This is a genomic window from Streptomyces sp. AA4 (assembly GCF_000158875.1).
GTDB lineage: Bacteria > Actinomycetota > Actinomycetes > Mycobacteriales > Pseudonocardiaceae > Amycolatopsis.
Map to the genome: position 1 here is coordinate 4,663,435 of NZ_GG657746.1, position 20,115 is coordinate 4,683,549.

Genomic DNA, 20,115 nt, shown 5'->3' on the forward strand with positions numbered 1-20,115 from the left:
GCCCGGAGGGGGCGCGGCGCGAGCCGTTTCCGGCGGCTTTTCCTTGGCGGGGCTCTGTTACAGCACCAGGCCGCCGTCGATCGCGAAGACCTGGCCGGTCACGTACGCCGAGCGCCCGGACACCAGGAACTCGACCAGGTCCGCGACCTCCTCCGCGGTCCCCAGCCGCCCGAGCGGGATCCGGGGCACGGCCTTGTCGAGCACGTCCTGGGACATCGCGCTCGTCATCTCGGTCTCGATGTAGCCGGGAGCGACCGTGTTCGCCCGGATGCCGTACCGGCCCGCTTCCTTGGCCAGCGTCTTCGTGAACGCCGCGATCGCGCCCTTGGCCGCCGCGTAGTTGGCCTGCCCGGCCTGGCCGTCCCGGCCGGCGATCGACGACAGCGTGACCACGGCCCCGGAACGGCGCTTCATCATCCCGAAGACCGCGGCCCGGCACGCGAAGAACGTTCCGTCCACATTGGTCCGGAACACCGAACCCCAGTCGTCGTCGGACATCGCGACCACCGGCCGGTCGCGCGTGATGCCCGCGGAGGTCACCACCGCTTCGACCGGGCCGAGTTCTCCTTCGGCCCGCCGGACGAACTCCTGCACGGCTTGCGCGTCGGTCACGTCGACCGCGCAGGCCAGCGCGGCGGCGCCGCATTCGGCCGCCAGCTTTTCGACCTCCGCCGCGTCGTCCGCGCGCGAGCGATAGCAGAAGGCCACGTCATGCCCGGACCGCGCGAGCCGGAGCACGACGGCGCGCCCGATCCCCCGCGAACCGCCGGTCACCAAAGCCACCGGGCGTTGTGTCATCGTCCCGTCCTGTTCCCGAAACCGATTGTCGCCTGTCCGACGGACAGCACTGTCTCGTCGCCGATCAAGGCCGTGCCCGCGCAGATCGCCGACCCGGTCACGCCGCGCACCAGTTCCACGCGGTGCTCGATCGCCTCGCCGGGCGCCGCGCCGCGCACCGCCCGCACGTCGCGCAGCCCGGCGACGAGCACTTCTCCGTCCGCCTGCGGGGATTCCCAGCACGCCAGCGCCGCGCTCGCCTGCAGCCACGACTCGAGCAGCAGGTACGGCGCGGCCCCGTTCCGGCACCACGGCCGGTCCGCCGCGACCGTCCAGCGCGCCGCCAGCCGGACGCCGGGCTCGACCGCCGTGATCTCGTCGAGCAGCAGCATCGGGTCGCGGTGCGGAAGCAGGTCGTGCAGGCCGGTCACGGCGCGGCGAACCGGATCTGGCAGACGGGCTCGCCCCGCCTGCGCACGGCGCCGGTCAGCTGCCCGTCCGGTCCCGCGGAGACGGTCGTCTCCAGCTCGTCGCCCGGCCGCACCGCGTCGACGAACCGGGCCCGCGCGACGTCAAGCCCGGGCGGCACCGGAAATCCCAGTTCCGCGGCGGCCTGGCGCACCAGGTCGATCAGGCATACGCCGGGCACGACCGGCCGCTCCGGGAAGTGGCCGGCGAAAACCGCGGAGTTCGAGTCGACGCTGGTTCGCACCGTGTCCGGGCCGACCCGGGCGAACCGCCACTCGAACGGCGTCAGCAGCTCCGGAAGACCGCGCATCCCACCCGTCCTTCCGCGTCCGACGTGGTCACCACGCCGATCCGGCCCGGTTCTCCCGGTTCCGCCAGCAGTTCGACGAGCTGGTACGCGGCCGAAGCCGCCCCGGTGTCGCCGAAGCGTTCCGCGCTCCTCGTGCGCACCTGCGCGTCCGGCAGGACCTCGCCGACGGCCGCGCGTTCCCGAGCGCCGCGGCTCGGCGAAGCCGCGGGCACGACCGCACCGACCTCGCCCGCGTCGACCCCCGCTTTCCGCAAGGCCCGGCGGAGGCTGGCGGCGAGCGCGGACTGCATCCCGTCCGGTTCGGGGTAGACCCCGAAGTCCACCGCGAGGACCTCGGCCAGCGCACGGCGGTCGCCGCCGACGGCTTCGGGCGCTTCGAGCAGGAACATCACGCAGCCCTCGGCCGGGTCCGACCCGGCCGAGCGGGCCGCCTCGACCGCGCGCCGGCCGGGCGACAGCTCCTCCACCGCGCCCCAGACGACCGCTTTCGCGTGCCCGTTGCCGTGCATCCGGCGCGCGTAGTTCAAGGTCAGCAACCCGGTCGCGTGGCTGCCGCAGATCGTCGTGTTCGGTCCCTTGATCCCGTGCCAGATCGCGCACTGCCCGGCGGCGAAGTTCATCAGGGTCCTCGGCACGTGCGCCGGGTCGACGTCGTAGGGCTTGTCCCGGGTCCACGTGTCGCGGAGGAACTCCATCGCGCTCTGGACCCCGTCGTTGGCCCCCAGGACCAGGCCGAGGTCGTCCGCCGCGTACCGCTCGCGGCCGATCTTGTCCAGCAGCAGGCCGGTCGTCGCGACCGCGAGTCCCGCGGCCCGGTCCATCGCCCGCGTCCCTTTCTTGCCGAGGATCTCGCGCACGTCGAAGTCCGCGACCGCGGCGCGCTTCCCGTCGCCTTCGCGCAGGCCGGAAAGGTGGGCCTGCGCGCCGTGCCCCAGCGGGGAATACGTCTCCCACGCGGTGATCACCGAAGTGGCTGAAGCGGTCATCGCCGTCCGCTCTGCTCGTGCTTGCCGAGGATCAGCACCGCGTCGTTGCCGGCGAAGGCGAGCGAATTGTTCTGGACCACCCGGAGTTCTTCCTTCCTCGCCGTGTTGGGCACGCAGTCGATGCCGATCTCGGGGTCGGGCTCGGAGAAGTTGACCGTCGGCGGGATGAACCCGTTCTCCAGCGCCAGCGCGCAGCCCGCCGCGGCCAGCGCGCTCGCCGCGCCCATGCTGTGGCCGAGCATCGACTTCATCGACGACGTCGGCGGCGGCTCCGGCCCGAACACCTGCTTGATCGCGGCCGCCTCGATCACGTCGTTGGCCTTGGTCCCGGTGCCGTGCGCGGAGATGTAGTCGACCTCGCCGGGCTCGATGCCCGCGTTCCGGTGCGCCTGCCGGATGCACCGGGCCACGCTGGACTGGTCCGGCGCGACCGGATGGTGGGCGTCGCACGCCAGGCCGTAGCCCAGCACCTCGGCGTAGACGTGCGCGCCGCGGGCGAGCGCGGAGCCGAGCGTCTCCAGCACCAGCACCGCGCCGCCCTCGCCGGTGAGGATGCCCTTGCGGTCCCGGTCGAACGGCTGGCAGTGCTCCGGCGCGATCGTGCCCAGCCGGTAGAACGTCACGAACGTCATGCGCAGCAACGCGTCGACGCCCCCGCACAGCGCGATGTCGGCCTCGCCGCCGGCGACCGCGTCGAACCCGTATCCGATGGCGTAGTTGCCCGCCGCGCACGCGGTCGGGATGGTGACCGCCTCGACGTCGGTCAGCGCCAGTTCCCGGGCGACGTCGACCGAAAGCCGGCTCGACGACGACCGGAGCGCGGCGGCGGCGTCGACGTCGTCGGAGCCGCTCGCCACCTGCCCGCGCACGATCCGGTCGAGTTCGCCGGACTCGCCGTAGGTCGTCCCGATCGCCACCAGCGCCCGCCGGTCGCGGACCTGCTCCTCGGTCAGGCCCGCGTCGCCGAGCGCCATCCGCGCGCCGGCGACCGAGAGCTGGGTCGCCCGGCCGAGGTCGCCGGGCGCCAGCCGCGCGAGCCACCGCTCCGGCTCGAAGTCCGGGACCTCGCACGCGGTGGTGTGCGCGAACCCCTCGATGTCGAACGCCGTGATCGGGCGGGCGCCGGAGCGCCCCTCCCGCAACCCGTCCGCGAACTCGCCGACCCCGGTGCCGATGCTGCTGACGATCCCCAGCCCGGTGACGACGACCGGCTCGCGGCCGGAGCGGTTCTCCGGCATGTCAGCGCGCTCCGGCCCGGGCGGCCGCCAGCGCGGCCACGACCACCTCGTAGGTGTTCTGCACGTCGTGCATCACCGCCAGCGCCGACTGCTCGATGGTGATCCGGAACCTGCGCTCCAGCGCCGACAGGATTTCGATCCCCTGCAGGGAATCCGCCTTCAGCTCGTCCCAGAAATGGCTGTTCCAGCCGATTTCCTCGACGTCGACCTCGACGATGTCGGCGACGATCCGGCGGATCTCGTCGCGGATCCCGGCGTCGATCCCGCCGTCCTCGTGCCCCGTGGTCATCGGTCCCCTTTCCCTGGTTTTCTTCCCGTCACCCGGTTTCGCCCCGGGCGATGAACTCGAGCGTCCTGGCGACGACCTCGCCGTCGCCGAGGATCCGCCGGTGCCCGAGCCCGGAGGTCTCCAGGAATTCGGCCCGCGGATACGTCTCGGCGATCTTGCGCCCCTGCGAGACGTGGATTTCCTTGTCCTTGTCGTCGTGGATCACCAGCAGCGGCCACTTGGCCTCGTCCGCGCGGTAGGTCGCGGAGAACCGGTTCCAGATGTCCTCTTCCGGCGCGAAGTACTGCTCGCTGCGCCGCCGCAGGTCGTCGGCGACCTTGCCGCCGAGCCCCAGCCGCCCGGTGAACAGCACCGGCAGGTACCCGAAATCGCACACCGCCCCGATGGTGACGAGCCGGTCGGCCGGCACGCCGGTGCGGAGCGCGTGGTAGGCGCAGAGGCCGCCGAAGGAGTGCGCGACGACCGCGCGGAAGGGCCCGTATTTCGCGGCCACCGCCCGCGCGGCGCTCGCGGTGTCGACGATCGTCGACCGGTCGCCCTCGGAATCCCCGTGCCCGAAGGAGTCGAACGCCACCGCCGACATGCCCAGTTCGAGAATGCCCGGGACGAGCGCGGCCCAGCTGGAGGCGCGGCTGTCGAAGCCGTGCATGAGCAGGACCCGCCGGTCGCTGTCGCCCCAGCGGTAGACGGCGAGTTCCTTGCCGTCCACGCGCATCCGCTCGGCGTCGGCGGCGTCGTGCACCGCCTGTTCGGGCGGGCGCACCTTGGCGCGGGCGCCCGTGCGCACGAAAAGCGGGAATGCCAGTTTCCCCGCGAGGCTCGGCGATACCGCGGCCGCGGCGTTCAGCCCGAACTTGATGGCAGTCAACGAGTTCACCGTGTTTCCTTCCGGTTGCCGGTCAATTCACCTTACGAGCGGCGTCCTGCCAGAAGGAGTCTCTGAGCTGCCGCCGCAGGATTTTTCCGCTGGCGTTGCGGGGCAGCCGGTCGACGTACTCGTAACTGGTCGGTGTCTTGAACCCGGCGAGGCGCCCGGAAAGGAAGACCGTCAGCTCGCGGGCGCTCGCCTCGGCCCCGGGCGCGAGCACGACGAAGGCGTGCACCGCCTCGCCCCACCGCTCGTCCGGGACGCCGACGACGGCGGCCTCGGTCACGGCCGGGTGCTTGCCCAGCGCGTTCTCCACCTCGGCCGGGTAGACGTTCTCGCCCGCGACGATGATCGTGTCCTTGATCCGGTCGCAGATGAAGAGGAAGCCCTCCTCGTCGAGGTAGCCCGCGTCCCCGGTGCGCAGCCAGCCGTCCACGAGGGTCTCGGCCGTGGCTTCCGGCTGTCCCCAGTACTCCAGCAGGTGCCCCGGGGTGCGGATCCAGACCTCGCCGATCTCCCTCGCGGGCAGCGGGTTCCCGGCGTCGTCCTTGATCATCAGCGCGAACCCGGGGTACGGGCGGCCCGCCGCGGTCATCCGCGGTCCCCCGGCGACGTGCTCGGACGGCGGGAGGCAGACCGCGGTGTTGCCGGACTCGGTCAGGCCGTAGATCTGCGCGAACTCGCAGCCGATCCGCTCGATGGCCTCCGCGAGCAGCCGCTCCCCGATCGGCGAGCCGCCGTAGACGACCTTCCGCACGCTCGCGAAGTCCGCGTCGGTCACCGCGCGCTCGGCGAGCATCATCTGCAGCATCGCCGGGACGACGCACATGGTCGTGACGCGGTGCTCGCGCACCAGGCGCACCGCGTCGGCGCTGGTGAACGTGCGCAGTGCGACGTTCGTGATGCCCGCGTGGAAACCCTGCAGCGCCCACCACAGGCCGCCGATGTGGAACCCCGGCACCCCGAGCAGGCTGACGTCGCCCTCCCGCCAGTCGATCCAGTCGAGGTCCGCTCCGGCGAGCGCGTCGCGGACCGCGTAGAAGCTGCGGTGCGCCAGCACGACGCCCTTGGGCAGACCCGTGGTCCCGCTCGTGTACATCTGCACGATCGGGCGGTCCGGGTCGGCCGTGCCGTCGATGTCCTCGGCGGAGGCGTCGCGCGCCCAATCGTCGAGACCGCCGTCGGGGTCGGAAGCGGTGACGGCAATGACCTCGGGTGGTGCCGCCAGGTCCTTGCCCGCTTCCTTGACCACGGTGAGGAAATCGCGCTCGGCGAAGACGAGGTGCGCGCCCGAATCGCGCAGCACGTGCTCGGTCTCGCCCGCGGTGAGCCGCCAGTTGACCGGCACCAGCACGGTTTCCGCCTTGGCGCAGGCGAACAACAGACGGTAGTAGTGCTCGGAATCCCGGCCGAGGTAGACCACCCGGGCGCCCGGCCCGGCCCCCGCCGCCCGCAGCGCGCGGGCGATGCGGTTGCTGCCGCGGTGCAGTTGCGCGTAGGTGACCTCGCGGTCCTCGCAGCGGATCGCGACCTGGTCGGGCCGGTTCCGGGCGTGGAACGCGACCGTCGCGTCGAGGGTCTGCAGCTCGCCGTAGTACATGGGGGAAGTTCGCTCCTGTCCGGTCATGACCAGCGATGCGTTTCAGGCCAGTAGCTCCGGCCGGTGCGGACGGCGGCTCCGGAACCGGCGGCGGTCTCCTCGTCGCGCACGGACGCCACGATCGCGTGCGCGTAGGTCCCGGTGAACCCGAACGAGCTGACGGCGGCGAACCGGCGGCCGCCGGTGTCCGGCCACGGAGTGCCCTCGCGCGGGATCTCCAGGCCCAGCCGCGCCCACGCCACGTCCGGGTCCGGCACGGAAACCCCTGCCTGGCGCGGAATTTCCCCGGCGCGGACCGCGAGCACGGCCTTCATCAGGCTGGCCATCCCGGACACCGTTTCGAGGTACCCGAGGTTCGCCTTCGCCGAGCCGAGCAGCAACGGCGGACGGCCGGCGCCCTTGCGGCCGTAGACGTCGGCGAGCACCTCGGCCTCGATCACGCCGGCCAAGCGGACGCCGTTCGCCTGCGCCTCGACGTATCCGACCTGCTCGGGTTCGACGTCGGCCGCGCGCAGAGCGTGCTGGATCACCCGGGCCTGTCCGGTGCCCGACACCCGGGAGATCGTGTCGCGGGAACCGTGCTGGTACACGGCGGTGCCTTTGATCGCCGCGTACGCCTTTTCCGCGTCCTGCTTGCGCCGCAGCACCAGGACCCCGCAGCCTTCGCCGCGGACGTAGCCGTCCGCCGACGCGTCGAACGGCCGCGACCGCCCGGTCGGCGAGAGCATGCCCGACTTCGCGAACACCCCGAAGGTGCCCGGGGCCAGCAGCAGGTGAGCCGCGGCGACGACCGCGACGTCGCATTCGCCCGCCCGCAGCGACGCGCACGCGAGGTGCAGCGCGGTCAGCGCGGACGAGCACGCGGTGTCGACGGTGAACGCGGGCCCGTCGAGCCCGAGGCAGACGGCGATCCGGCCGGCGGCGGCGCTCAGCGCGCTGCCCGGCCCCATGTGGGCGGACAGCCGGTCTTCGCCCACGCCGTTGCGCAGCGCGGCGAAGTTGTACTCCACCGTGCTGACCGCCGCGAAGACTCCCGCCCGTACACCGGTCACGTCGTCGAGCCCGGCGTCGGCGAGCGCTTCCGCCGCGCAGGTGACGAGAAGCCGTTGCTGCGGGTCCAGGTATTTCGCTTCTTCCTCGTCGATTCCGAAGCGCTCGGCGTCGAAGACGTCTATCGAGGACAGGTACGAACCCCGGCGCAGCAGATCCGCGTACGGCCGCAGGTCTTCCGCGTCGAGGTTCCAGCGCGGGCGGCCGGTGCTGTCGAGCGGCACCTCCGGCTGGTCCTCGAACACCACGCGGCCCTCCCGCAGCGCCGACCACAGCGCGTCCGGGCCGTCGAGCTCGCCGGGGAACCGCAATCCCATGCCCACCACCGAAATGTCCTGGGTGGCGGCGAGCCGCTGCCGCGCGAGCAGCATCACCAGCTGCTTGTGCGGCAGCCGCTCGAGCGAGTCGATGTACTCCTTCACCGGCTCACATCCCCCGCAGCGCGGCGAGTTCGGCGTCGATCTCCGCGTCCGGCATGGTCTCGACCGCGCCGGTCCCGGCATCCGGGGCCGCCGTTTCCGGGACGAGCTGCTCGTCCACGAACGCGGCGAGCACGGCCACCGACGGGTAGTCGAAGACCACGGAAGTCGGCAACGAGACGCGGAACGCCGACTCCAGCGCGTTTTTCATCTCCACCGCCATCAGCGAGTCGACGCCGAGTTCCATGAACTTCGCCTGCGGCGAGATGTCGCCGGCGTCGTCGAACCGCAGCAGGTCCGCGATCCGCGCGCGCACGGCCTCGTTGATCGCCGCCCGCCGCTCGAGTTTCGGCAGCGCCCGCAGCGCGTCCAGGTCGACCGAGCGGTCGGCCACCGTGGCCGTCCGCGCCACCAGCCGGAACAACGCGTTGGCCGCCGGGCGCGACGGGACGAACCGGTCCCATTCGACCTCGCCGACCATGACCTCGGAGACCGGCTGCCCGAGCAGCTTCCCGAGCGCCCTGGCCCCGGCCCTCGGCTTGAGGAAGCGCAGACCCTGGCCCTCGATGCCGCGGATCATCTGCTCGGTCAGGCTCGCCGCCATGCCGACCTCGGCCCACGGGCCCCAGCCGACGCTCAGCCCCGCCTGCCCGGCCGCCGCCCGCCGCGTCATCACCGCGTCGACGAACGTGTTGCCCGCCGCGTAGTTCGCCTGGCCCGCCGGGCCGAGCGCGGCGGACATCGACGAGTAGCCGACGAAGAACTTCAGCTCGGGGAACTTCGCGGCCATCTCGTGCAGCAGCCAGGTGCCGTAGACCTTCGTCCGGAAGACCCGGTCGATCTGCTCCCACGTCATCGCCGAGATCGGCCCGTCGGCGAGGACGCCCGCCGCGTGCACGATCCCGCCGAGCGGACGGCCCGCCGCGCCGATCGCCTCGGCGATGCGGCCGACGTCCGCCGCGTCGGCGATGTCGCCCCGGTAGAACTCGACCCGCACGTCCTCGCCGAGCCGCTGCGCGAGATCCGCGATCGCTCGCGCGTCCGGTTCCCGGCGGCTGACCAGGCTCAGGTGCCGGGCGCCCTCGTCGACCAGCTTCCGGGCGGTGACGACGCCGAGCGCGCCGAGACCGCCGGTGATCAGGTACGTCTCGTCCGGGCTCAGGGCGACGCCCGGGCCGGAGCCGATCCCGGGGCGCTCGGCGAAGTCCAGCACCAGCTTGCCGACGTTCGCGCCCCGGCTGAGCACGCCGAACGCCTCCTCGATCTCGTCGAGCGAGTACGCGGTCGTCGCGATCGGCGCGATCTGCCCGGAAGTGAGCAGGCCGGCCACGGTTTCGAGGATGTCCTTGCTGATCCGCCGCAGCTCCGCCTCGGGGAACTCGCTGAGGTCGAAGTTGTGGTAGCCGACGTCCGGCCGCACCTCGCGGACCTGTTCGGCCGACCAGATGCCCAGCTTGCCGAGCTCCACGAACCGGCCGCCCTCGGCCAGCACGCCGAGGCCCGCCGGGATGAAGTCCTTGTTGAGGCTGTTGAGCACGATGTCGACGCCGCGGCCGCCGGTCAGCTCCCGGATCCGGTCGCCGAACTCCAGCGTGCGCGAGTTCAGCACGTGCTCGATGCCTTGCGCGCGAAGGAAATCGTGCTTGCCGGGGCTGGCCGTGGCGTAGATTTCCGCACCGGCGAGCTTGGCCAGCGCGACCGCCGCCTGGCCGACCCCGCCCGCGGCGGCGTGGACGAGCACCCGGTCGCCCGGCTTGATCCCGGCCAGCGTGTGCAGCGAGTAGTACGCGGTCACGTACGCCGTCGGCACGCCGGCGGCCTCCGCGAACCCGAGGTTCGGCGGCTTGCGCACCGCCATTTCCGACGGCACGGTCACCCGGCGGCGCATGCAGCCGAGGTGGCTCACGATCACTTCGTCGCCGACCGCGAACTCCGCCTCCGGACCGGCCGCGACCACCGTGCCCGCGCCCTCGAAGCCGAGCGGCAGTTCGCGGTACTCGGCTCCGGTGTCGGCGGCGTGCTGGGCGAGCAGGCCCAGGGCGTTGAGCACGTCCTTGAAGTTGATCCCGGCGGCGTGCACGCGGACCTGGATTTCGGCGCCCTGGGGCGGTTCGTCCTCGACCGGCGCGCGCCGGATCCCGGCGAATTCGCCGTCCTTGCCCGGGACCAGGGCGAAGTTGTCGTCGCGCGGACCGGCCGCGTCGAGCGCGCGGATCCGGCGCACGTGCCGGATCCCGTCGCGGTAGGCGACCTGGAACTCGTCGGCCTCGGCCAGCTGCCACTCCGCGATCAGCGGTGCGTAGTCGCCCTCCACGACGTCGACCAGGGTCGGCCGATAGGCCGGGCTTTCCGACCACAGCGACCGGCCGAAGCCCCACAGCGACGCCGCGAGCGGCGGCACGGAGACGTCCTCGGCATCGCCCGGCAGCTGCTGAGCGCCTTCGGTCACCAGCCAGAATCGCTGGCCCTGCCCGAACGAGCGGCGCTGCAGAATGTCCAAAGTAGACAGAAGGTCGGAGTAGTTGCGCTCGGCCTCCTCGGGCAGCATGCCCCCGGCGGCCGGCCGCCAGAACCAGCAGACGTCCGTCGGCGTGCGCTCGGCGTACAACGCCGCCACGCCGGCCGCGTCCGCGGCGTAGCGCACGCGGATCCCCGCTGCCCGCAACGGCTCGGCGAGCGAATCGAACTGCGCCGCGGACCGGTTGACCACGACGACGTCGCGCGGCTCGGCCCGGGACGTGCGCACGAGAGAACGCTTGACCCACCGGGTTTCGTGGAACAGCCCGCGCCGCTGCTCGTTCGGCCCGGCGGCGACGCGCCGGAACGCGAGCCCCCGCGCGACGAACACCGCCCGGTCCCCGTCGAGCAGCAGCATGTCGGCGGTCAGGTCCCGGCTGGTCAGGTCGTCGCTGGTGATGCGCAGCAGGCTGCGCAGCGTCTCGCCCTTCGGCTTCTTGAGCAGTTGCAGGGTGCCGAAGCCGACCGGCAGGTAGCTCTCGCCGTCGTCGAGCACCCCGGCGACCGACTGGATCACGTTGTCCAGCAAGAACGGCGGCAGGTACTCGCCCGCGCCGGTGTCGTGCCCGCGCAGCGCGGCTACCGAAACACGGTCGCCTTCCCGCGTCAGCGAGGTGATCCGCGCGAACTCGGGACCGTACGACAGCCCGAGGTCGTCGAAGTCGGCGTAGAGGTCTTCGGGCACGACGGCCACCGGTTCGGCGTCCACTACCGCGGCCGCGCGTTCGCGCAGTTCGGCCGACGCCGCCGCGAGTTCGGGCAGCAACGCGTCGGCGGGTGCGTCGATGGTCGCGGTGACGTGCTTGCGCTCGATGCCGCCGTCCTCGCCCGCGACCCGGCTGAAGATCTCGACCGCGGCACAGCCGTTTTCGTCCGGCCACACCAGTGTGCGAACCTCGACCTCGTATTCGTCGGACACGATCAGCGGCTCGTGGATCCCGATGTCCCGCAACGGACGGCCGGTCTCGCCGAACACGACGTCCTGCGCCGCCAGCAGCACCTCGACGAACGCGGCGGCGGGGACCACGAACTGGCCCATCACGACGTGGTCGCGCAGGTAGCCGGGACGGCCGGGGCTCAGCGTCGTGCGGAATTCCCGGACGCTGCCCTCGCCCCGCGCCGGAACGCCGAGCAGCGGGTGGTGCGCGCTCGCTCCGCCGCCGTCCTGCTTGCGCCCGGCGGACGCGGGCAGCCAGTACCGCCGCCGGTCGAACGCGTAGGCCGGCAGCGTGACGCGGCGGCCTTCCCGGCCGCGGTAATAACCCGCCCAGGACAGGGAAAGCCCGGCCCGGTACAGCTCGGCGACGGACTTCTTGAGCACCTCGCCGGTCGCGTCGTCGGGGTGCATGCTGGCCAGCCAGAGGTGCTCGCCCGGGTCGACGCACCGGCGGCCGAGGCCGAGCAGCGTGCCCGCCGGGCCGACCTCGACGAACGCGTGCCTGCCGCGGGCCGCGATCGCCGCCATGCCCGCGGCGAAGTCCACCGGCTCGCCGATGTGCCGGACCCAGTACTGCGGGTCCGACAACAGCTCCGGCGACGCGACCGCGCCGGTGACGTTGGAGATCAGGGTGCGGTCCGGCTCGTGGAATTCGATGCCCGCGATGGCCGCGGCGAAGTCGGCGAAGACCTCGCGCATCAGCGGCGAGTGGAACGCGTGCGAAACGGCGAGGGGCTTGGCCTTCACCTCGCGCGCGGCCAGCTGCTCGACGACCTTGGCGAGCGATTCCTCGCCGCCGGAGACCACGCAGAGCCCGGGCGCGTTGACCGCCGCGATCGCCAGGTCCGAGTACCCGGCGAGCAGCGGCTCCAGTTCGGCGGCGGGCAGCGCGACCGACACCATGCCGCCCGGCGCCGAGACCGACTGCATCAGCCGGGCGCGCGCCGCGACGAGCAGCACCGCGTCCTCGAGCGAGAACAGCCCGGCGACCGCGGCGGCGACGACCTCGCCGATGCTGTGCCCGATCAGCACGCTCGGCTCGACGCCCCAGCCGATCCAGAGCTTCGCCATGGCGTACTCGACGGTGAACAGGGCGGGCTGGGTGAATTCGGTCCGGTCGAGCGGTTCGCGGTCGGAGCCGAAACCCAAGTCCCGCACGGACACTCCGAGGTGCCGGGCGAACAGGCGGTCGCATTCGTCGACGTGGGCCCGGAATTCCGGATAGCGCTCGTACAGCGCGCGGCCCATGCCCGGGTACTGGGCGCCCTGGCCGGTGAACAGCATCGCGACCTTGTACGTCTCCCCCGTCGCCGCCGCGGGTTCGGCGGCCAGCAGGGCGAGCAGGTCCTCCCGGCTGGACACGACCCCGGACAGCCGCTCGTCGAAATGCGCCCGGCCGACGGCGGCGGTGTAGCAGACGTCGCGCAGCGGCACGTCCGGCGTCTGGGCGAGGAAGTCGCGGTATTTGGCTGCCTGCAAGCGAAGCGCCTTCGGGCTCTTGGCGGACAGGACGAACACCTCGCCCTCCCCCTCGCGCGCGGACGCCGGCTCGGCGGGGGCGAGCAGCTTCTCCGGCGTCTGCTCCAGCACGGCCGAGGCGATCGTCCCGGCGAAACCGAACGAGTTGACCACGGCCCGGCGCACCGGAGCCTCCCACCGCGTCGTCGTCTCCGGAACCGAAACCGGCGAGCGGTCCCACGGGATGTGCGCGGAGGGCCGGTCGACGTGCAGATGCGGGTAGATCCGGCCGTGCCGCAGCTGCAGCGCGGTCTTGATGACGCCGCCGATGCCCGCGGCGGCCTCCATGTGCCCGATGTTGGTCTTGAGCGAGCCGACGACGACGGGGTTCTCCGGCGTGTGCGATTCAGCGAACACGCCGCTGATCGAGCGCATCTCGATCGGGTCGCCGAGGGAGGTCCCGGTGCCGTGCGCCTCGACGTACTGGATGTCGGCCGGGCTCAGCGAAGCGCGGTCCAGCGCCGCGCGCATGACGGCTTCCTGCGCGACGCTGTTGGGCACGGTCAAGCCGCCGCTCTCGCCGTCCTGGCGCACCGCGGTGCCGCGGATCAGCGCGAGGATCCGGTCGCCGTCGCGCTTGGCGTCGGAAAGCCGCTTGAGCACGATCATCCCGGCGCCTTCGCTGCGGGCGTAGCCGTCGGCCGACTCGTCGAACGTCTTGCACTTGCCGTCCGGAGACAGCATTCCGGCCTGGGAGAACACGATGTGGTTGAGCGGATGGTGGATCGCGTTCACGCCGCCGGTGATGGCGATCTCGCAGTCGCCGCGGCGCAGGCCCTGCACCGCCAGGTCGAGCGCGACGATCGAGGACGAGCACGCGGTGTCGATCGCGATGCTCGGGCCCCGCCAGCCGAGCAAGTAGGAAATGCGGCCGGGCAGGGCGCTGTGCGCGGTGCCGGTGCCCACGTACGCGTCCAGCTCGTCGTCGGCCAGCGCGCCGATCTCCAGCGTGTAGTCGAAGCAGGAGATGCCGATGTACACGCCGCCGTTGCGCCCGCGCAGCGCGGACGGGTCGATCGTGGCGTCCTCCAGCGCCTCCCACGCGGTTTCGAGCCCCAGCCGGTGCTGCGGGTCGATGTACTGGGCCTCTTTCGGGGAGATGTTGAAGAACCCGGGGTCGAAGCGGTCGATCCGGTCGAGGAAGCCGCCGCCCGACGCCGAGGTCTTGCCCTTCGCCGTGCCCTCGGCCGAGAAGTACCCGGCCACGTCCCACCGGTCGTCCGGGATCGGGCCGGTGCCGCAACGGCCGTCCCGCAGGAACTCCTCGAACTCGGCCGGCGTCGTGCTGCCGCCGGGGAAGCGCAGGCCGACCCCGACGATGGCGATCGGCTCGTACTTCTCCAGCAGCAGCTCGCGCAGCAGCGCCTGCTCGCGTTCGGCGCGGGTCTCGGACACCGTTCTCCCTCCCTCGCGCCGCCCCGGCGGGACGGCGCTCCCTAAAAGTTCAGTGTTCGTAGAGGTCTTCGAGCAGGGAATCGACCAGCTGCCGGTGCCCCGGCCCGGACGGTTCCGCCGCGGCGGGCGCACCGGCCCCGGGCAGGACCGCTTCGGCGACGAAGTCGACGACCTGGCGGACGGTCGCGTTGTCGAACAGCAGCGACGCGTCCAGCTCGCAGCCGAGCTTTTCTTCGAGCCGCTGCTTGATCTCGGCCGCCCGCAACGAGGTCAGCCCCAGCGCGAAGTAGTTCTCGTCGGGCGGCAGATCGTCCTTTTCGGACATCAGCAGCGCGCGCCGGAACTCGGCCGAGACCAGCGTCTCGAGCGCGTCCCGGCGGTCCGGCCGCGGCAGCGCCAGCAGCTCTTCGACGGCCCGCGGCCGTTCCTCAGACGGGATTGGAGATGGCAATCTTCACTTCACCTCGGCAGTTTCCGCCGGTCTCGTCCCAGAACTCGCACTTCGTGCGGAGGACGATCAGCGGGTCCCAGCGCTCGACCTGGTCGAGCCGCACGACGTCGACGACGGTGGTCCGGCCCTCGAACATCCTTCCGCGCATCTGGCGCTTGAAGGTGCTCTTCAGGTCGGTGATCAGGATGTTCCCCAGCTGCAGCCGCCAGAAGTCGTCGATGGTCCAGCGCGCGAAAACCGGGTGCAGGCCGTCCTGGACCGCCTTGGCGATCAGGTAGTAGGCCATCTGGTTGTAGCAGATGTTGAACTCGACCGCGTTGAAGTGCCCGGTGTCGTCGATGTAGCACGACTCGGGGATCGCGAACTCCCCCGCCACCGAAATCCCCTCGCCGGACTCCGGCCCGTGCGGCACGGTGGTCTCGGCGAATTTGAGGTAGCGGCAGTGTTCGCGGTACACCCGCAGGACCCGGTCGAGCAGCTCGTGGTCGGTGTCGAACCGCACGAGCCGCCCGGCCGGGTGTTCGTCCGTCCTCATCGGACGGTCACCGGGATCCTGCGCGGCGAGCGGATCAGGTAGTTCGGCCGCCATTCGATCTCCTCGCGCGCGATCGCGAGCTTGAGGTCCGGGAACCGGGTCAGCAGCTTCTCGACCATGATCTGGATCTCGATCCGCGCGAGTTCCTTGCCCGGGCAGTGGTGCGCGCCGCGGCCGAAGGACCAGTGCTGCTTGTCCTCGCGGTCGAAGTCGAGCACGTCCGGGTCGGGGAAGCGGGCCGGGTCGCGGTTCGCCGAGGAGATGCTGAGGATCACCGTGTCGCCGGCTTTGACCTGCGTGCCGCAGATTTCCATGTCCTCGACGGCGAAGCGGCGCAAGGCGTTGTGCGCCGAGCCGTCCCAGCGCAGCATTTCCTCCACCGCGTCCGGGATCAGCTCCGGGTGCTCCCGCAGCCGCTGCGCCTTGTCCGGCTGGGTGAGCAGGGCGAGGATCGTGCTGCCCATCGAGCCGACCGTGGTGTCGTAGCCGCCGAGCACGAGGAAGAAGGTCATGCCGACCATCTCCTGCTCGCTGAGCCCGTGGCCCTCCTCGTCCTTGCCGTGCACCCAGTGCGACATCAGGTCGTCGTCCGGGTTCTCGCGCTTGCGGGCGACGAGCTGGTAGATGAACTCGATCAGCTGCTTGCCCGCGGTGCGCGCCTCCTCGATCACGCCGCCGAGCATCGCGTCGCTCCAGCCGCGGAAGTTCCCGCCCATGTCGCGCGGGATGCCGAGCAGGTCGATGGTGATCTGGATCGGCAGCGGCGCGGCGAGCAGGTGCATCAGGTCGCCGCCGCCCCGCGCTTCGATCTCGTCGAGCAGGCGGTCGGTCTCCTGCTCGATCCGGGTGCGCAGCATGGCGATCCGCTTGGGCGTGAAGGCGAAGTTCATGAACCGGCGCAGCCGCGTGTGCAGCTCGCCGTCCTCCATGTGCAGATTGCCCTCGCGCACGAGCACCGGCAGCAGTTCGCTCTCGTAGTCGCTGTTGGCGTGCCGGCGGTTGCGCACCAGGCGCCGGTCCTTCAGCAGCTCGGCGACGTCGTCGTAGCGGGTGACCAGCCAGACCGGCGGGCCCTCGGGCAGGCAGACGCGGTGGATCGGCGCGTCTTCGCGCAGTTTCGCGTAGGTGGGATAGGGATCGGCGAAGTAGCCTTCGTCGAACGGCACGGGAAGTGCGTGGACTGGGCATTTGCTCGGCATGTCAGACCTCGTCGGGTTCACGGGCGGAGCGACACCGGCAGCGTGCGCGGAGCGCGGAAGATGTAGTTCGGACGCCATTCGATCGACTCCGCGGGCACCGCCAGCGACAGGTCGGGGAAGCGCTCGAGCAGCTTGCCGATCATGATCTGCAGTTCGATCCGGGCGAGTTCCTTGGCCGGGCAGTGGTGCGGGCCGCGGCCGAAGGTCCAGTGCTGTTTGTCCTCGCGTTCGAAGTCGAGCACGTCGGGGTCCGGGAAATGGCGCGGGTCGCGATTGGCCGAGCCCAGCGACAGGATCACGGTGTCGCCCTTGGGGATGCGGACCCCGGCGATCTCCATCTCCTCGATCGCGAAGCGCCGCATGGAGTTCTGCGCCGAGCCGTCCCAGCGCAGGAATTCCTCGACGGCCTCCGGGAGCAGGTCCGGGTTCGCGCGCAGCTGGGCGGCCTTCTCCGGCTGGGCCAGCAGGCCGAGCACGGCGGTGCCGAACGAGCCGAACGTGGTGACGTAGCCGCCGAGCAGGAGGAAGAAGGTCATGCCGACGATCTCGTTGTCGTTGAGGCCGTTGCCTTCCTCGTCCTTGCCGTGGACCCAGTGCGACAGCAGGTCGTCGAGCGGTTCGGCGCGCTTGCGCTCGATCAGCTGGTGGGTGTACTCGATCAGGTTGCGGCCCGCCTGGTGCGCGTCCTCCAGGACGCCGCACATGATCATGTCGCTCCACGTGTGGAAGTCGCCGTGCATGTCGGCCGGGATGCCGAGGATGTCCACGATGATGGCGATCGGCATCGGCTCGGCGAACGCCGTCATCAGGTCGCCGCCGCCGGCCGTGGCGAACGCCTCCAGCAGTTCGTCCGCGACCTTGCTCATCCGCGGCCGCAGCGCGTCGATCCGCTTGGGCGTGAAGGCGAAGTTCATGAACCGGCGCAGCCGCGTGTGCAGCGCCCCGTCCTCCATGTGGAGGTTGCCTTCCCGCACCGCCTGCGGCAGCAGTTCGTTCTGGTAGCTCTCGTTGGCGTGCTCGCGGTTGCGCACGAGCCGCTTGTCCTTCAGCAGCTCGCCGACCAGGTCGTAGCGCGTGACCAGCCACGCGGGCATGCCCTCGGGCAGCCAGACCTGGTGGACCGGGCCGGCCTCCCGGAGCTGTTCGTACCGGGTGTACGGGTCGGCGAAGTAGTCCGCGTCGAAGACCGGGGCGGTGGCGTCCCCGCCGAACGGGCATTTGCTCGTCATGGATTCCTCTTCGGTGGAAGCGGGCACGGCGGGTCAGGCTCCGGCGTCGAACGGGTGCTCGTCGTAGAGCGTCACCCGGAACGACACGGCGGGTTCGGGGGTGACGGTGTGCAGCGCGCGGTGCACCAGGCTGCGGTTGTCCCAGACGAGCATGTCGCCCTCGGAGAAGCGCTGCAGGTGGATGTTCTCGTGCTCGAAGGTCGTGTCCAGCTGGCCGACCGCGTCGAGCAGCCTGCTCAGCAGGTCGCCGCGGATCTCCTCGCCCTTCGCGTCCTCGAGGCCGGTGGTGAAGCCCTCGCTGACGTAGAGCACCGATTCGCCGGTGACCGGGTGCTTGACGACCGCGCGGTGGCGGACCTCGGGCGTGCGCTCCTCGATCTCGGCCAGCAGCTCGCCGACCGGCCGGTAGACGTCGCTCGGGCGGATCTTGAAGAACCGGCGCGGGCTGTGCACGGCGACCGCGTCGGCGACCTCCTGCTTCAGCGATTCGGGCAGGCCCTCGTAGGCCGCGCCCATGTCGATGAAGTAGGTGCCCCGGTTCTTCTGCGGCACGACCTGCGGGTAGATCAGCGTCAGGCCGTACGGCTTGTCCATGAACTGGTAGTCCGCGTGCCAGAACTTGCCGGTCTTCGGCACGCCGATCTGCTTGCCGTCCTTCGGGACGTTCGACGACACGAAGATCAGCGGGTTGTCCGGGTGGTGGTAGACCGGCTCGTAGTACGAGGACGGCTCCCCCATCCGCTTGCCCATCTCGACGAACTCGTCGGGCGAGAGCTTCTGGTCCTTGAGCACGGCGATCTTGTTCTCGTACACCTGGCGCTTCAGTTCGGCGAATTCCTCGGAAGTCGCGGTCGTCGCGTCGAATCCTTCGACGACGACGCCGAATTTCGCGTCAGCCTGCTTGCTGACGACCATTTCACGCACAGCCCTACCGCCCCTCAATATCGCAATCGTCGGCAACGTTAGCAGCAGCTTGATAAATGCGGCTAAAACAGCGCTAATCCCGTCCGCGGGTAGCCGGAACCGCGTCGGCTGACCTCGGCACGGACAGTGCACAGGGCAGACCGGAGCGCGCCGCGGACGACCCCGGACAGCCATTTATTTCCCACCAGTTCCACCACCCTATCAGCGGACTCAAAAGACCCGGTTAAGGAGCGCTTAAATTGCTGCCGCACATACCGTGGAGCGGACAGGAGCGACAACCGGAAAGTGAGGTGAAAAGCGCGTGAAATTGCCTCCGGCTCGCCGTTTCGGTGCGCGGGAATCCCGATCGGCGGGACGAGTGCCCGGGATATCGATTTCCGGGGCCGCAGGGACGGGACGCGGATCGTCCCGGGAAACGCAGAAGGTCCGCCGACAGACCTGTCGGCGGACCTTCGGGCGAACTGTGGGCGATACTGGGATCGAACCAGTGACCTCTTCGGTGTGAACGAAGCGCTCTCCCGCTGAGCTAATCGCCCGCTCGCGGTGCCGGTCCAGACTACCCCACGACTTTCGGGGGCCTGCAAACGGGTGGTTTGCGCCGACTACAGCGCGTCTGCCTGCGAATACCGTCCGAACAACCCCGAGCTAACCGAGGCCTTGCGCGGGCGGGGGCGCGTGCGGCCGTCCGCGACATCCGTGCGACGGTGCTATCGCACAGCGGCCGAACCGCGCAAGATGTACTGGTGGCTCCCCACCGGGCGCCCGCTGAAGGCTGCGCGGCACGGACGGCGACGGACCGGACGGACCTCGGGGCAGACGGTCTCGAACGGGTGATCTCGAGCGCACCCGCGACGGATCCGGGCTCCTGGTGCGTCTCACCGTTGTCCTCGGTCGTCCGGGCCGGGAAGGGAGACGAAGGGTAGGACGATGCGCAACGATCACGTGACGCTCCGCTCGACGGCGGTCTTCGACCTGCTGGCGCCGCGGACCCCGGCGGTTCCGGTGAAGGTGGAGCTGCGCTACGACACCCGCGACCCCTATGCCGTAGTCGCCGCCTTCCGCACCGGGCGGGCCGGCTGGGTCGAATGGGTCTACGCGCGCGACCTGCTCGCCGACGGCCTGCTCGCCGACGCCGGCGACGGGGACGTCCGCATCCGCCCCTCGGTGGAGGACCCGGAGTCGGTCCTGATCGAGCTGAACTCGCCGTCCGGGCACGCCATGTTCGAGGCGTCCGCGCAGGAGCTGGCCGATTTCCTGGACCGCACGTACGACGTCGTGCTGCCGGGCAACGAGCACCTGTGGGTCGACGTCGACGACGCGCTCACCCACCTGATCCCGAACGATCTGGCCTGATCACCGCCCCGCGGAAGGGTCAACAACCCCCCGGTGCCGGGACGGTTGCCGG

General features: G+C 71.0%; 16 protein-coding genes and 1 tRNA gene. 1 reads left to right on the forward strand and 16 read right to left on the reverse strand.

The features are described from left to right. Positions 1-57 precede the first annotated feature (57 nt). From fabG to SSMG_RS21540, 16 genes are all read right to left on the reverse strand, one after another. Entirely contained in the window at positions 58-798 is a 741-nt protein-coding gene (fabG, locus tag SSMG_RS21465; RefSeq protein WP_009079388.1) for a 3-oxoacyl-ACP reductase FabG, read from the reverse strand. Next, the gene (locus tag SSMG_RS21470; protein WP_009079390.1) at positions 795-1,208 is read right to left on the reverse strand and encodes a 3-hydroxyacyl-ACP dehydratase FabZ family protein; all 414 of its coding nucleotides are present in this window, start codon (positions 1,206-1,208) and stop codon (positions 795-797) included. Before SSMG_RS21470 ends, fabG begins: the two co-directional genes overlap by 4 nt. Beyond that, on the reverse strand, positions 1,205-1,555 hold the full coding sequence (locus SSMG_RS42510; protein ID WP_009079392.1) for a MaoC/PaaZ C-terminal domain-containing protein: 351 nt from the start codon (positions 1,553-1,555) through the stop codon (positions 1,205-1,207). The genes SSMG_RS21470 and SSMG_RS42510 overlap by 4 nt, the downstream gene beginning before the upstream one ends. After that, entirely contained in the window at positions 1,531-2,541 is a 1,011-nt protein-coding gene (locus tag SSMG_RS21480) for a beta-ketoacyl synthase N-terminal-like domain-containing protein (protein ID WP_009079394.1), read from the reverse strand. The genes SSMG_RS42510 and SSMG_RS21480 overlap by 25 nt, the downstream gene beginning before the upstream one ends. Then, on the reverse strand, positions 2,538-3,779 hold the full coding sequence (locus SSMG_RS21485; RefSeq protein WP_009079396.1) for a beta-ketoacyl synthase: 1,242 nt from the start codon (positions 3,777-3,779) through the stop codon (positions 2,538-2,540). Before SSMG_RS21485 ends, SSMG_RS21480 begins: the two co-directional genes overlap by 4 nt. A gap of 1 nt (position 3,780) precedes the next feature. After that, a complete protein-coding gene (locus SSMG_RS21490) occupies positions 3,781-4,068 on the reverse strand; it encodes an acyl carrier protein (protein WP_009079398.1) in 288 nt (95 codons plus the stop codon). Positions 4,069-4,096: 28 nt separating this feature from the next. Beyond that, positions 4,097-4,945 carry an alpha/beta fold hydrolase gene (locus tag SSMG_RS21495; protein WP_009079399.1) on the reverse strand — a complete coding sequence of 283 codons (849 nt, stop codon included), beginning with the start codon at positions 4,943-4,945 and terminating at the stop codon, positions 4,097-4,099. A 22-nt stretch (positions 4,946-4,967) separates the two neighbouring features. Continuing rightward, positions 4,968-6,536, reverse strand: coding sequence for a long-chain-fatty-acid--CoA ligase (locus tag SSMG_RS21500; protein WP_037714413.1), 1,569 nt, complete (start codon positions 6,534-6,536; stop codon positions 4,968-4,970). Between the two features lie 23 nt (positions 6,537-6,559). After that, a complete protein-coding gene (locus SSMG_RS21505; protein ID WP_050788245.1) occupies positions 6,560-8,008 on the reverse strand; it encodes a polyketide synthase in 1,449 nt (482 codons plus the stop codon). A 4-nt stretch (positions 8,009-8,012) separates the two neighbouring features. Beyond that, entirely contained in the window at positions 8,013-14,372 is a 6,360-nt protein-coding gene (locus SSMG_RS21510) for a type I polyketide synthase (RefSeq protein WP_078560831.1), read from the reverse strand. Positions 14,373-14,421: 49 nt separating this feature from the next. Continuing rightward, positions 14,422-14,823 carry an acyl carrier protein gene (locus SSMG_RS21515; protein ID WP_050788246.1) on the reverse strand — a complete coding sequence of 134 codons (402 nt, stop codon included), beginning with the start codon at positions 14,821-14,823 and terminating at the stop codon, positions 14,422-14,424. Beyond that, positions 14,801-15,358: an FcoT family thioesterase gene (locus tag SSMG_RS21520; protein WP_009079408.1), complete on the reverse strand. Its 558-nt coding sequence runs from the start codon at positions 15,356-15,358 to the stop codon at positions 14,801-14,803. Before SSMG_RS21520 ends, SSMG_RS21515 begins: the two co-directional genes overlap by 23 nt. After that, a complete protein-coding gene (locus SSMG_RS21525; protein WP_050788247.1) occupies positions 15,355-16,524 on the reverse strand; it encodes a cytochrome P450 in 1,170 nt (389 codons plus the stop codon). The genes SSMG_RS21520 and SSMG_RS21525 overlap by 4 nt, the downstream gene beginning before the upstream one ends. Positions 16,525-16,574: 50 nt before the next feature. Further along, positions 16,575-17,786 carry a cytochrome P450 gene (locus tag SSMG_RS21530; RefSeq protein ID WP_009079412.1) on the reverse strand — a complete coding sequence of 404 codons (1,212 nt, stop codon included), beginning with the start codon at positions 17,784-17,786 and terminating at the stop codon, positions 16,575-16,577. A 33-nt stretch (positions 17,787-17,819) separates the two neighbouring features. Further along, on the reverse strand, positions 17,820-18,701 hold the full coding sequence (locus SSMG_RS21535; protein ID WP_009079415.1) for a TauD/TfdA family dioxygenase: 882 nt from the start codon (positions 18,699-18,701) through the stop codon (positions 17,820-17,822). 473 nt (positions 18,702-19,174) lie between these two features. Continuing rightward, a tRNA-Val gene (locus tag SSMG_RS21540) sits at positions 19,175-19,246 on the reverse strand. 391 nt (positions 19,247-19,637) lie between these two features. Between SSMG_RS21540 and SSMG_RS21545 the strand changes: the two genes are divergently transcribed. After that, complete coding sequence (locus SSMG_RS21545; RefSeq protein ID WP_005159130.1) at positions 19,638-20,063, forward strand: SsgA family sporulation/cell division regulator; 426 nt, start codon at positions 19,638-19,640, stop codon at positions 20,061-20,063. Positions 20,064-20,115 lie beyond the last annotated feature (52 nt).

Bases quoted from the DNA above. Each gene is read 5' to 3' on its own strand.
- SSMG_RS21490 (WP_009079398.1), bottom strand. From the start codon at position 4,068: ATGACCACGGGGCACGAGGACGGCGGGATCGACGCCGGGATCCGCGAC.
- SSMG_RS21530 (WP_009079412.1), bottom strand. From the start codon at position 17,786: ATGACGAGCAAATGCCCGTTCGGCGGGGACGCCACCGCCCCGGTCTTC.
- SSMG_RS21545 (WP_005159130.1), top strand. From the start codon at position 19,638: ATGCGCAACGATCACGTGACGCTCCGCTCGACGGCGGTCTTCGACCTG.
- SSMG_RS21535 (WP_009079415.1), bottom strand. From the start codon at position 18,701: ATGGTCGTCAGCAAGCAGGCTGACGCGAAATTCGGCGTCGTCGTCGAA.
- SSMG_RS42510 (WP_009079392.1), bottom strand. From the start codon at position 1,555: ATGCGCGGTCTTCCGGAGCTGCTGACGCCGTTCGAGTGGCGGTTCGCC.
- SSMG_RS21480 (WP_009079394.1), bottom strand. From the start codon at position 2,541: ATGACCGCTTCAGCCACTTCGGTGATCACCGCGTGGGAGACGTATTCC.
- SSMG_RS21520 (WP_009079408.1), bottom strand. From the start codon at position 15,358: ATGAGGACGGACGAACACCCGGCCGGGCGGCTCGTGCGGTTCGACACC.
- SSMG_RS21500 (WP_037714413.1), bottom strand. From the start codon at position 6,536: ATGTACTACGGCGAGCTGCAGACCCTCGACGCGACGGTCGCGTTCCAC.
- SSMG_RS21485 (WP_009079396.1), bottom strand. From the start codon at position 3,779: ATGCCGGAGAACCGCTCCGGCCGCGAGCCGGTCGTCGTCACCGGGCTG.
- fabG (WP_009079388.1), bottom strand. From the start codon at position 798: ATGACACAACGCCCGGTGGCTTTGGTGACCGGCGGTTCGCGGGGGATC.